This is a genomic window from Vreelandella sp. EE27, from assembly GCF_968206495.1.
Genome location: NZ_OZ309109.1, coordinates 907,167 through 918,915 on the forward strand (window position 1 = coordinate 907,167; position 11,749 = coordinate 918,915).

An 11,749-nucleotide genomic window follows, 5' to 3' on the forward strand; every position below is an offset into this window, starting at 1 on the left:
CGTCAACAGCGCACCTTCAACCATTACGTGTGACGGGCAGTTTGCTGCTCTACGCCACAAGGAAGCCATGATGAATACGCCATGCCCGCCGGCCAATGCTACGGCCTCCAGCCGGATCTACGAAATTCTTCGCAGGGACCTCGTCGATGGCCGCTTTGCCGCGGGTGAGAAGTTGGCCATCAATGCCTTGAAAGAGCGCTATCAGGTGGGGTTGAGCCCGCTACGCGAGGCCTTGAACAAGCTGGCGGCCTATGGCCTGTTGATTCAGGAGAATCAGCGCGGGTTTCGCGTGCCAACCCTGACACGTACCGAGCTGGACGATATTGCCAAAACGCGCCTGGCGCTGGAGGGGATGGCGTTCGAACAAGCCATTGCCCATGGTGATGCCGCCTGGGAGGCAGAGCTGCTGGCCGCCGAGCATCGCTTGAAGTGCGCGGATATGACCCCCGAGAAGGAGGATGAGTGGGAGCGCCTGCACACCCGGTTTCATCGCACCCTGGTCGCTCCCTGCGGCTCTGTCTGGCTACTGCGCTTCATCGAGCAACTTCATGACCAGTTCGACCGCTACCGCCGTCAGGGCCCCGAAATGCCGGCGGTTCGCCAGCAACTCGATCAGGAACACCACCAGCTCGTGGTGCTGGCGCTTGAGCGTAACGCCCAGGCGGCACGCAAGCTGCTCGATGAGCACATCACCAGGTCCTACGACGCGGCGCTACAGTGTTTCCAGGCTCAGAACGCCAACACCGTCTGGGCGGACGCATAATTGTTGCGCGCACTGGTGTAAACTGGCGCGCACCGACATGCGAAGATGGGCGTAAAGCGTAATGCAATATTCAGACGAGGTAGTCGCCGGGCAAACGTTGAGCTGGGTGCGCAATTTTATCGTGGCACAGAATATATGCCCTTTTGCCCAGCGTGAGCTGGAGCGCGCGGCCATCCGCGTCGCCGTGGTGCGCTCGAAGAAAGTCGAAGTAGCGCTGGAAGAGCTGATGAACGAAGTCGCGTGGCTGGATGAGCATCCGGACACCGAGACCACGTTGCTGGTCTTCCCGACGCTGTTCAAGCATTTCGAACACTATCTGGACTACGTCGAACTGGCCGAAAGCATTCTTGTTGATCAGGGCTACGAAGGGGTTTACCAGTTAGCGACCTTCCACCCGGACTACTGCTTCGATGGTGTGGCACCCGACGAGGCCTCGAATTACACCAACCGTTCACCCTACGCCATGGTGCACCTGCTGCGCGAGGCAAGCGTCGAGAAAGCCATTGCGTTTTATGGCGATACCCAGGCCATTCCCGAACGCAACATCGAACACCTCACCGCCATGGGGAGCGGCCAGGCCGAACGCTATTTGCAGGATGCCCTGGCCGAGCAGACCCCCGGCTAATCCTTCGGCGCGCGAATGACGAGCGGATTTTGACTGAGGCGTTTTAAGCGCCGTGGGCAGAACCCGCGGTCTTTGAAGAGTGGCGCTCAACGCGTGTTCGACCGCCGTGAAGAAAGGACCGGGCAGCCAAGGCTGCCCGGTGACTTATCGCAGGATTAAAACGCCTCCCATTCGGGTTCTGCGCTAGGGGATTTGGCGGGGGCGGGCTTGCGTGAAGGGAGTGAAGGGGCCGGCTTTTGCGCAGGCGCCAGGGTGCGCGTTGCTGCTTGGCCACCGCTTGGCAGTTTAAAGGTCTCCACGATCGATGCCAGGCGCGTGGCTTCATCTTCAAGCGAAGCGGACGCCGTACTGGTCGCTTCTACCAACGAGACGTTTTCCTGGGTGGCGGAGTCCATCTGCGCAATGGCCGTACTGATCTGCGCGATGCCCGACTCCTGCTCCTTGGCCGCCAGGGCCAGCTCCTGCATCATGTCGGTCACGTGGCGAACGGCCTTGTTGACCTCGCCCATGCTCTGGCCGTTGTGGATCGCCTGATTGGCGCCCTCGGCGATACGCTGGGCGATATCCTCGATCATCGTGCGGATCTCTTTCGATGAGTTCGACGTCTTGGTCGCCAGCGAGCGTACTTCGCTCGCCACCACCGCAAAGCCACGACCGTGCTCGCCGGCGCGGGCGGCTTCCACCGAGGCGTTAAGCGCAAGAATGTTGGTCTGGAAGGCGATCGAGTCGATGACCTGAACGATGTCGTGAACCTTCTGGGAGTCCTTCTCGAGATCGCGCATCCATTCGCCGGAGCGCTCGGCCTCGGTTTGCCCCTGTTGGGCTTTTTGCGCGGCGCTGACCGTTAGTTTTTCGGCCTGACCCGCCGTGTCGGCGTTTTGGCGAACGATCGAGGAGATCTCGTCCATGCTGGCCGCCGTTTGCTGAATGGCCGCGGCCTGCTGCTCGGTACGCGAGGCAAGGTCCTGGCTGCCGCCGGCGATCTCGCGGGAGTTGGCGGCCACGATACGGCTGCTTTTCCCAAGCGTCGTCATCATTTGCTGTAGCTGCGTTTGCATATCGCCCATGGCGCTGTAAAGCCGCCCGATCTCGTTGCGCCCGCGCGCCTCGACGCTCTGGGTTAGATCCCCCTGGGCGATACGTTCGCAAAGTTTGACGGCGCCTTGTAACGGTGTCACGACCAGTCGGTTGATACCTACCTGCACCACGACATACGCGATTAACGCAAGCGCAATCAAGACCCCAAAAATAAAGGTGTCGCGGTTACGCGACGCCACGGCGTCGGCGGTGGTGGTTTGAGCAAAGTTGCGCGTGTATTCGTTAAAGTCGCGTACGCTTTGGGTGAACGTATCGAACTGCTCGTTGAGCCGGCTACGTTGGACCATCAGGGCGTCATAGTCCCCCTGGGTCATGGCGCTGAGCAGTGCCGGGCTTACCAGCCGTGCGTACTCACTGGTCAACGCGTCGATCAGTGACGCGCGGGGCGAGTCCGCCGGCACCTGGATGGCGCTGAATTCGGCGAAGCGTTCCTCGGCCCGAGTAAGGGCGGCTTGGGCACGCTCCAGTGCCAAGTCGGCCAACGCGGTATTACCGCCCTCGGCATACTCCTGGTAACGCTCCAGGCGTACTCTAAGTTCCATCAGGTTGACTTCGGCGCGGTTGATATACGCCGTTTGACGGGCAGCGACTTCATCGAGGGCAGCAAGGTTATTGACGGCGCTATTCTCGGCGCGTATTCCCAGCGCGGCCACGATCAATAACATGACCACCAGCAATCCCAATGCCCCGGCCAAGGCATATTTTACGGATAGATTCTTCATGTACTTTAGGATCTCACTCAAGCAGAGCAATAGCAGGAAAAGCCAGCGTCGCGATCCGATGAGGCGTTACGCTGGTAGCAGAGAAAGCCAACGCAGCAATCCATTGGGTTCACTGCGTTAGTATCGTTATCGGCACAAGGGGCGGGAAATTTAGCGGTAAATGCGCGTTATAGAAATTTATGCATGACGTAGGTATCCACCAGCCCTTGGGCGGGGTGGCGAAACGCGCCGGGCACGGTGCCGGCAATGCTGAACCCAAGCTTTTGCCAGAGCGCCACGGCGATTTCGTTGGTGCTGACCACGGCGTTGAACTGCATGGCGAGAAAGCCGTGCTCTTTGGCAAGCGTCTGCGAGTGCTCGCACAGGCTGCGTGCAAGCCCGCGGCCACGCGCAGCGGGCGCCACCATGTAGCCGCAGTTGCACACGTGTTGGCCGGGACCCGCCGCGTTGGCTTTTAGATAGTACGAACCCAACACCGCGCCCTGGCGATCCTTGGCCACCAGCGTGGCCGCGGGCGCCTCGCACCAGAGCGCGTAGGCGGCGTCAAACGAGATATCCGGCGCGATGGCGTAGGTCTCCTGGGCCGCTACAATGGCGCTAAAGGTTGGCCAAAAAGCCCGGAAGTCGTCCTTCGTCATCGGCGCGATCGTCATATCGGTCATGGGCTATCCGCTAAACGTTAAAAGGTAAAACACGGTGTCTCGAGGGCGTTAGCGCGCGACCTCGGCGACGATCTCGTAACTTTTCAGCCGGTCTTCCTGATTGAAGAAGTCGCTATTGATCATCAGCTCGTCGGCGCCGGTTTGCGCCTGGAACGCCTCGAGTCCTTCCTTGACCGTCTGTGGGCCGCCAATGATCGCGGCGCCCAAAAACTGGCTGACCTGGGCCTGCTCCATGGGCGTCCAGTCGAGCTGCTCGACCGGCGGCCTTGACTGGGTGGGCTTGCCGCGGATCAGGTTGAGAAACTTCTGCTGTGCGGTGGTGGCCAGGTAACGCGCCATTTCGTCGCTTTCGGCGGCCATCACGGGAAGCCCTACCATGGCGTGCGGTTTGGAAAGCACCTCGGAGGGGCGGAAATTATCGCGATAGAGCCGTAGCGCCTCGAACAGGTACCCCGGGGCGAACTGGGCGGCAAACGCGAACGGCAGGCCAAGGCGCGCGGCAAGCTGCGCGCTGTAGCCGCTGGAGCCCAAAAGCCAGGTAGGTACGTGAGTTCCCTGGCCGGGAACGGCCTTGACCTGCTGGCCCGGCGCTTCATCGCTTAAGTAGCGGGTCAGCTCGTCGAGCTGGGCGGGGAAGTCGTCGACGCCAGCCTGGGCGCTTCGCCGCATGGCGCGCATGGTCGCGCCGTCCGAGCCCGGCGCCCGGCCGAGCCCCAGGTCGATACGCCCAGGATAGAGCGTTTCCAGCGTGCCGAACTGCTCGGCGATCACCAGCGGCGCATGATTGGGCAACATGATGCCACCGCTACCCACGCGTATGCGTGAGGTATGCCCGGCGACATGGCCGATCAAGACGGACGTGGCGGCGCTGGCGATACCCGCAATATTGTGGTGCTCGGCCAGCCAAAAACGGGTGTAGCCCAGCTGCTCGGCGCGCTGGGCGAGCTCTACACTGTTGGCGAAGGTTTCAGCGGCGCTGCCGCCCTCGCGGATGGGGGCTAGATCCAGCACCGATAAGGCGGTTTCGGCGAGTTGGCTCATGGTTCACCTGCGCATTGGGAGTGTGGCGGCCAATGACGATTCCGAGGAAGTCATTAGCACGCTTGTTAATACTATGTAATGCGGGCGGGATGGCGATAAAACAAGGCCACGCCCTGATGCTCACGGTTCAAAAGCATCAGGGCCGAAGCGGGGGAGGGCTAAAGGCGCTATTCACGGGGCGGCGTGGGCCGAATCAGTATCTCGTTGACGTCGACGTGAGGAGGCTGATTCAGCGCGTAGATCACCGCATTGGCGATATCCTTGTCTTCCAGCGCATGCTCCGGGGGTTCATCGAAAAAGGGCGTATCGACCATGCCAGGCTCGATCAAGGTGACGCGAACGCCAGTACCGCGAAGCTCTTCGCGCAGATTATAGCCCATGCCGGTCACCGCCCATTTAGTGGCGCTGTACATCGAGCCGGGGATGGTTGCCCGGCCCGCCGCAGAGCCTGTGAGCAGCACGTGGCCGGCGCTGCGCTTGAGCGCTGGCAGGCAGGCCTGCAGCGTCAGCCCCACGCCGTACACGTTGGTGAGAATCATCTCGCGCCAGGTCTCGTGGTCGGCGCCGCTAAACCCGCCTGGTGAGCCGCCCCGTCCGGCGTTGGCAAAAACGCCGTCAATGCGGCCAAAGGTTTCCATTGCCTGCTCTACCATGGCGTGCTGTTGTGCCATATCGGTCACATCCAGCTCGACGGTGAGCAGGTTTTCCTGGCCAAGCTCTTGGGCGAGGGCTTCGAGCTTGTCCGTCGAGCGTGCGGCAAGTACCAGTTTATAGCCCTCACGCGCGGCGGCCCGGGCAGTAGCCGCGCCGATGCCGCTCGAGGCGCCGGTGATGAGTAATACACGGTCTTGCATGGGATGCGCTCCTTGCCATTATTAATAGGGGAACCCTCAGAATGGCTAATGGGGCGGGATGTTGCAAACCTCCCGTAGCGGCAAAGAGCGCCGTTCAGAGCGCTTTACGTTCCAAGTGGCCCCCTCTTTTAGACGGGCGCTCACTCATGTAGACGGGTCACTCATTCATGTAGACGGTGTCGATGTCCAGGGTCGAGCGCTCGCCCAGCGCCTCGAAGTTCTCCTGAAGCCAGCGTTCGGCGGCGGCGCGGCCCAGCTCGAACAGGTGACACAAAAACGGCCATTCGGCGTTCATTTTGCTCGATACCGACAGGCTCTCCAGCGCGTGTTCGCCGCTGATGCGGTGAAAGAGCGTCTGCTGGTAGCAGTTCTCGATCCCCTGTTCGTCAAGCGCGTGCTTGAGCAGGGCGATCATTCGGATCTCCTTGATCAACGCGGCATTGAAGGTGATTTCGTTTAGGCGGTTCATGATCGCCGAGGCGCTGGTGGGCAGGGTGTCGCGGCTGATGGGGTTGATTTGCACCAGCAATATGTCCCGGGCGCTGCACTCCTCCATAAGCGGGAAGAGCGCCGGGTTGCCCATATAGCCGCCGTCCCAGTAGGCTTCGCCGTCGATCTCCACGGCCTGAAACACGAAAGGTAAGCAGGCCGAGGCCATGACCGCATCCAGGCTCATTTCTTCGCGGCGGAACACCCGCTGCTTACCGGTGCGCACGTTGGTGGCGGCGACGAATAGCTTTAGCCGGTCACAGCGGCGCACCCGCTCGAAATCGATGTGCTCGTCCACGATGCTGCGCAGCGGGTTGATGTTCAAAGGGTTGAGCTGGTAAGGGGAGACGAGCCGGCTCATCAGGTCCATGGCGATGTAGCCGGGCGACTGATCGAGGCTCCAGTTGCCGGTGAGCACGTCAAGCGGCGAGCGGCGAATGGGGCTTGCCATACCGGCTCGGCTAACCGCCTGCCAGAAGCCACGCAGTGCCTCGCGGGCGGTCTCTTTATCGCCGCGGGTCAACGCGTCGGCCATCACGACCCCGTTCATGGCGCCGGCGCTGGTCCCGCTGATGCCTTCGATTTCGATGCGCTCATCTTCGAGCAGGCGGTCGATCACGCCCCAGGTGTAGCCGCCGTGGGCACCACCGCCCTGCAGGGCCAGGTCCAGCGTTTTTACCTTTGCCATGCCAACTTCCTCACTTCAAGTAGGAAAGCCTAAGCATGGCATAAAACCCGGGTCGCGAAAGCAAGGGCTTCAACGAAGCTTGCCTGTTAGAGAGGCGGCGGTGGTGTCGCTTTAGTAGGCGGCGGCCGCGAGTTGGTAAATACCGCCTTCGGAGCAGCGCAAAAACGCCGAATTCGCCATCCACTCCGCATCCGGGTAGTAGGCGAAAACGTACTGGCTCTCTTTCAAGCTGTCGATCAAGGGATAAGTGATCTCTTCGCGAACCGCCGGGCAGCCGTGGCTGCGACCCAGCCGGCCAGTCTGGGTGATAAAGTCGTCGCTGACGTAATGGGCGCCGTGAATGACGATCGCGCGATCGAAGGCCTGGTCGTTGACGTTCGCCTCCAGCCCGTCGAGGCGCAGCGAGTAGCCGTTTCGCCCGTAGTAGCTGTTCATGGTGCGAAAAAGTCCGATGCTCGACTGATAGCTTTCCGGGGTGTTGGAGAACACCTCGGCGTTGGCGTCCCCGGAGCCGCGCCCGTGGGAGACCAGCTCTTTGAACAGCAGCCGGTTTTGGTGAAGATCGAACACCCACAGGCGCTGCTCGGTCGACGGCAGCGAGTAGTCGATCACCGCAAGACGCTCGGCGCCGGGGTCGGCGCAGCTAAGCGCCAGGGCGGCGAGCTGTAGCGCTTTAGGGGTCGCGGAAGGGGCGAGCAACTGAAGCTGCTGGTGAAGCGGTGAGACGCCGGCTGGCGGCGAGGCCGCCATCTGGGAAAAAAAGGGTGCGGGTGGGGCGGCCTGAAGGGGGGCGCTTGCCAGCAGTGTCGGGAGAAAGAAAAATTTGCTAAAAAAGCTTAATCCGAGCCGCATAGTGTAAGACCTACTATAATTAGTGGTACGCAAAGCGATAACGTCATGACAAGCGTGCGCATGTTTTATCTTTATTGGGTTGGCATGCGACACCGCATAGTAACCCATGGAGGGGTTATGAACGAGAAACCGCCAATTCAGAAATGGGCCTTGGGTGCCGTGTTGACCGCCGCCCTGCTACCCCTTCCGTATGCTATCCATCATGCCCATGCCGACGCCCCGGCTCAACCGGCATTGGCTCAGCAGTTAAACGCCTACGCAAGCGATCTACCCGTGGCCGCGTTCTACCAGGCCCGCGAAGATCAGCTGGTCTGGCAAGACGCCGAGCGTGTCGAGTCGCTGGCCGACGCTTTAGCGCGTCTCGACCAGGATGGCTTAACCCCCAGTGACTATCAGGGAAGCCGGCTGCTCGATGATTTCCGCATGAGCCAACAGGGCGATGCAAGCGCTCAGGCGCGTTTCGACCTCAAGGCCACGCAAACCCTGCTGCTGGCGCTGGATCACCTCTCGCGGGGCAAGGTGGACCCCAAAGCGCTGAATACACAGTGGAGCGGCGAGCGCCCGGCGCGGGGATACAGCATGGTTCAGGTGCGTCAGGCCCTCGCCCAGGGCGACGTCGAGGCGGCTTTCGAGGTCGCCAGGCCCCAGTCGAATGCCTACCGCGAACTTCGTCAGATGCTGAGCGATTACCGTGCCCTCGAGCGCCGAGGCAGTGCCAGCGTGGCGTACTTGAACGGGCGGGATGAGGCGCTGCGCCTTGGCGATACCGACGATGACGTTATCACGCTGCGTAAGCGGCTGGCGCTTTGGGGCGAAAGTGGCCTGGTGGCGGCCGACGATGGCGCCTACCCGATGATCGGGGCCGTTACCCGCGACGACGACCAGCGCCGCTTCGACACCACCGTTGAGCGCGCCGTCCAGCGTTTCCAGCGCCGCCACCAGCTCCAGGCGGACGGCGTGGTCGGCGACAAAACGCGGCGGGCACTCAATACGCCGCTGTCCCGTCGGATCGATCAGCTGCGCATCAACCTCGAGCGGGCACGCTGGCTCGAACACTTCGAAAGCGAGCCTTCCCGCGTATGGGTCGATGTGGCCGGTTACAAGCTTCACTACGTACGCCCCAATGGCGAGCAGTGGGATGCCCGGGTCGTGGTCGGTTCGCCCCAGCGGGCCACGCCGATGATCCATTCGGCGATCAGCCACCTCACCATCAACCCGAGCTGGACGATTCCCCCCACCATCATGCGCGAAGACGTGCTGCCCAGGGTGCGTAGTAATACAGGCTATCTCTCCGCGCGTAATATCCAGGTGCTAAGCCCCGCCGGCGAGCAGCTGGATCCGGAAAGCGTCGACTGGCAACGCCCCGGTGGCGTCATGCTTCGACAAACGGCGGGCAGCGGCAACCCGCTAGGGCGAATCGTGGTTCGTTTTCCCAACGACGACATGATTTATCTGCACGACACACCCGCCCAGGGCGCGTTCGGTCGTACACAGCGCGCGCTCAGCTCCGGCTGTATCCGCGTGGAAGGCATTAGCGAACTTGCCCAGATGCTTCTGCGCGACAGCGGCAGCCAGCACCGGGTCAATACGCTTATTGGCCGAGGCAGCAGCGATCAAAACGTGAATTTGCCGCAGCGCATTCCGGTTATGTTGCACTACCTGACCGCCTGGCCCAACGCCGAGGGCGAGATCGAGTTCCGCGACGATATCTACCGTCACGACGATGCGCTGCTCGATGCGCTAAGCCGCCCGGTTTGATGGGGCGTGTGGTCTAAAGACGCAAAAAAGCCGCCCGATTGGGCGGCTTTTTTTAGCGCAAGTGAGCAGGCTCTTTATTCGTCGCGCTGGTAGTTGGCTACATTGATCGTACCGGTCTCGCCGCTGTTGAGGGCAGCAAGCATCGGTTCGGCCTGGTTCTTGAACGCGATCAACGTATCGCCGGTCAGGCTCGAGGACTCGGGAAGCTCTACGGTCATGGCGTTAACCGGTGAGTTATTGACGATGACTTCGTAATGCAGGTGCGGGCCAGTGCTGCGCCCGGTATTGCCGGAAAGCGCGATGCGATCACCCATGGTCACGCGATCGCCGGCGCTGACCAGCGGTTTGGACAGGTGCAGATAGCGCGTGCGGTAGCCGTTATCGTGGCGAATCACGATGTAGCGGCCGGCCGCTGCGTGATTGGTCACCCGCTCGACCCGGCCGTCTGCTGGCGCGGTAACGGGGGTGCCGATCGGCATGGCAAAGTCGGTGCCGTTATGCGGGCTGATACGGCCGGTTACCGGGTGCTTGCGGTTCGGATTGAAGTTAGAGCTCAAGCGATAGCTGCCTTCGAAGGGATGACGCGCAAAGCCCGGCTCCAGGCCACTGCCTTCCGGCGTATAGAAGTTGTCATCCGCCGCGTTACGCACCATCGTCAAATCCATGCGCTCGCCGTCGTACTCGACCGCCAGTACGCGCGAATCCAGTGTCTCGCCGTCGATCATGTCGGACTCGACCAGCACGTTGAAACTATCGCCGCGACGGCTATCCCGCCTAAAGTCGAGCTTTTTCTCGAGCAGGCGTGTCAGCTCGGTCACCGAGCTGCTTGAAAGCCCCGTTGCCTGGGCCGAGCGCGCAAAACTACCGCTAACGGTCCCGGCGAACAGACGCTGAACCGGCTCGCCCTGACGTTCGATGACGGTTGCCGCGAACGAGGTGTCTTCATTGCGCTCGAGCAGCACGCCGTCGCGGATGTCTTTCATCATGCGCAGCGCGAGCAAGTTGCCGTTTTCGTCCAGCTGGTAATCGAAGCTGTTACCGGCGCGCCAGTTGGTAAAAATGCGCGGGTTGGGCATGTCGTCCAAAAGGGCCAGCACTTCGCTGTAGCCAAGACCCAGCTCGTTTTGCGCCAGCACGGCAAAGGTTTCACCCGGCTCTACGATATGGGTGGCCCACTCGGGAACGAAGGGCTCTTCAGCGGCCAGTTCGAGCTCGAGAAAGGAGATATCGTCGAATAGCTCGATGCCGTAATCCTCGTAAGAGGTAGCGCTATCCACGGAAGTAGCATCGGCAATCTCGACCGGCCCCGGAGTGCCCGGTTCGTCGATATTGAGCATGCCACTGGTTAGGGTGCCAAACACCACCGCCATGTGAATGGCGCCGTCATCCAGTACGGGCTTTGCATCTATTTCGCTGGCGATTGATGCCTCGGCGGTGGCGATGACATCGAGATCGATGATCTCGGTCGCGGCGAGATCACTTAGCGGGATCTGCTCGCGGGTGGCGTCGATGGCGCGGGAGGCGCGGTCGATCGCTTTGGCGACCGGGCGGCGCTCCTGGTGCAAGGAGGGCACGGTGGTAAAAGAGTCGCTGGGCAGCGGTACGAGCACGCTCTCCAGTGAAGTATGGGGTTTATTGAGATCCTGATACGTCGTTATAAGCTTTTGTGTGCCCAGCACGGTGACCATTGTAGCCACGGGTAAAAGTAATAATTTATGTGCGCGGGGCAGCGAATGAAGGATTCGCAACATGGGTAAATTGACCGCCGAGTTCGAAGTGAAAATGAACGTAAAAGTGAACAAGCACGGGAACAATACCCCATGGGGGTAGGGGTGAATAGACTGTATTTACATACAGAGAGGCGGGTTTCGCGTTAACGAAAAAACCGGACAGCAAGCGACTTATTAAGAAACAGTGTTTGCTAATGGCGTTGGCTATACGAAACCTAAACTTTCAAACCTGCCAATAGCTTGTACACCTAAATGTAGTTGTATCGGTTAAGGCGTATCAATATAGCCAATAGTGGTTCTTTGTAAAGCCTTCCCGATAGCAAGGATCAATGGTTTATCGCGCTGAGTACCGCTGATCATCAAGAAACGTTTCCCAAAACGCTTTTTCCACGCTGTTTTGAGCGGCTATTAGCGTCATGCTTTTGTACAAGGATTGGTTTGGCCCGAAGAAGGCGCCTTTGAAAAAA

General features: G+C 60.7%; 10 protein-coding genes. 3 read left to right on the forward strand and 7 right to left on the reverse strand.

Annotation, left to right across the window (positions count from 1 at the left end; translation table 11 throughout):
• Positions 1-70: 70 nt before the first annotated feature.
• Together ACWHVV_RS04310 and ACWHVV_RS04315 are read left to right on the forward strand one after the other, a co-directional pair.
• The gene (locus tag ACWHVV_RS04310; RefSeq protein WP_447929117.1) at positions 71-763 is read left to right on the forward strand and encodes a GntR family transcriptional regulator; all 693 of its coding nucleotides are present in this window, start codon (positions 71-73) and stop codon (positions 761-763) included.
• A gap of 61 nt (positions 764-824) precedes the next feature.
• A complete protein-coding gene (locus ACWHVV_RS04315; RefSeq protein ID WP_447928250.1) occupies positions 825-1,388 on the forward strand; it encodes a DUF1415 domain-containing protein in 564 nt (187 codons plus the stop codon).
• A 155-nt stretch (positions 1,389-1,543) separates the two neighbouring features.
• On the opposite strand, the gene ACWHVV_RS04320 is transcribed toward ACWHVV_RS04315, so the two are convergent.
• From ACWHVV_RS04320 to ACWHVV_RS04345, 6 genes are all read right to left on the reverse strand, one after another.
• Positions 1,544-3,208, reverse strand: a complete 1,665-nt coding sequence (locus ACWHVV_RS04320) for a methyl-accepting chemotaxis protein (protein WP_447928251.1) — start codon at positions 3,206-3,208, stop codon at positions 1,544-1,546.
• A gap of 167 nt (positions 3,209-3,375) precedes the next feature.
• Positions 3,376-3,870 carry an N-acetyltransferase family protein gene (locus tag ACWHVV_RS04325; RefSeq protein ID WP_447928252.1) on the reverse strand — a complete coding sequence of 165 codons (495 nt, stop codon included), beginning with the start codon at positions 3,868-3,870 and terminating at the stop codon, positions 3,376-3,378.
• Positions 3,871-3,918: 48 nt separating this feature from the next.
• Positions 3,919-4,911, reverse strand: coding sequence for an LLM class flavin-dependent oxidoreductase (locus tag ACWHVV_RS04330; protein ID WP_447928253.1), 993 nt, complete (start codon positions 4,909-4,911; stop codon positions 3,919-3,921).
• A 167-nt stretch (positions 4,912-5,078) separates the two neighbouring features.
• Positions 5,079-5,765: an SDR family oxidoreductase gene (locus ACWHVV_RS04335; RefSeq protein WP_447928254.1), complete on the reverse strand. Its 687-nt coding sequence runs from the start codon at positions 5,763-5,765 to the stop codon at positions 5,079-5,081.
• A gap of 157 nt (positions 5,766-5,922) precedes the next feature.
• Positions 5,923-6,942, reverse strand: coding sequence for a patatin-like phospholipase family protein (locus ACWHVV_RS04340; protein ID WP_447928255.1), 1,020 nt, complete (start codon positions 6,940-6,942; stop codon positions 5,923-5,925).
• Between the two features lie 111 nt (positions 6,943-7,053).
• Positions 7,054-7,794, reverse strand: a complete 741-nt coding sequence (locus ACWHVV_RS04345; RefSeq protein WP_447928256.1) for a murein L,D-transpeptidase catalytic domain family protein — start codon at positions 7,792-7,794, stop codon at positions 7,054-7,056.
• Between the two features lie 117 nt (positions 7,795-7,911).
• Here ACWHVV_RS04345 and ACWHVV_RS04350 point away from each other — a divergent pair, with 117 nt between their 5' ends.
• Positions 7,912-9,552 (forward strand): L,D-transpeptidase family protein, encoded by a 1,641-nt coding sequence (locus ACWHVV_RS04350; RefSeq protein WP_447928257.1) that lies wholly within the window; start codon positions 7,912-7,914, stop codon positions 9,550-9,552.
• A 74-nt stretch (positions 9,553-9,626) separates the two neighbouring features.
• Here ACWHVV_RS04350 and ACWHVV_RS04355 read toward each other — a convergent pair whose 3' ends face one another.
• Positions 9,627-11,303, reverse strand: a complete 1,677-nt coding sequence (locus tag ACWHVV_RS04355) for a peptidoglycan DD-metalloendopeptidase family protein (RefSeq protein ID WP_447928258.1) — start codon at positions 11,301-11,303, stop codon at positions 9,627-9,629.
• Positions 11,304-11,749 lie beyond the last annotated feature (446 nt).

Bases quoted from the DNA above. Each gene is read 5' to 3' on its own strand.
- ACWHVV_RS04330 (WP_447928253.1), bottom strand. From the start codon at position 4,911: ATGAGCCAACTCGCCGAAACCGCCTTATCGGTGCTGGATCTAGCCCCC.
- ACWHVV_RS04355 (WP_447928258.1), bottom strand. From the start codon at position 11,303: ATGTTGCGAATCCTTCATTCGCTGCCCCGCGCACATAAATTATTACTT.
- ACWHVV_RS04315 (WP_447928250.1), top strand. From the start codon at position 825: ATGCAATATTCAGACGAGGTAGTCGCCGGGCAAACGTTGAGCTGGGTG.
- ACWHVV_RS04310 (WP_447929117.1), top strand. From the start codon at position 71: ATGAATACGCCATGCCCGCCGGCCAATGCTACGGCCTCCAGCCGGATC.
- ACWHVV_RS04325 (WP_447928252.1), bottom strand. From the start codon at position 3,870: ATGACCGATATGACGATCGCGCCGATGACGAAGGACGACTTCCGGGCT.
- ACWHVV_RS04340 (WP_447928255.1), bottom strand. From the start codon at position 6,942: ATGGCAAAGGTAAAAACGCTGGACCTGGCCCTGCAGGGCGGTGGTGCC.
- ACWHVV_RS04335 (WP_447928254.1), bottom strand. From the start codon at position 5,765: ATGCAAGACCGTGTATTACTCATCACCGGCGCCTCGAGCGGCATCGGC.
- ACWHVV_RS04320 (WP_447928251.1), bottom strand. From the start codon at position 3,208: ATGAAGAATCTATCCGTAAAATATGCCTTGGCCGGGGCATTGGGATTG.
- ACWHVV_RS04345 (WP_447928256.1), bottom strand. From the start codon at position 7,794: ATGCGGCTCGGATTAAGCTTTTTTAGCAAATTTTTCTTTCTCCCGACA.
- ACWHVV_RS04350 (WP_447928257.1), top strand. From the start codon at position 7,912: ATGAACGAGAAACCGCCAATTCAGAAATGGGCCTTGGGTGCCGTGTTG.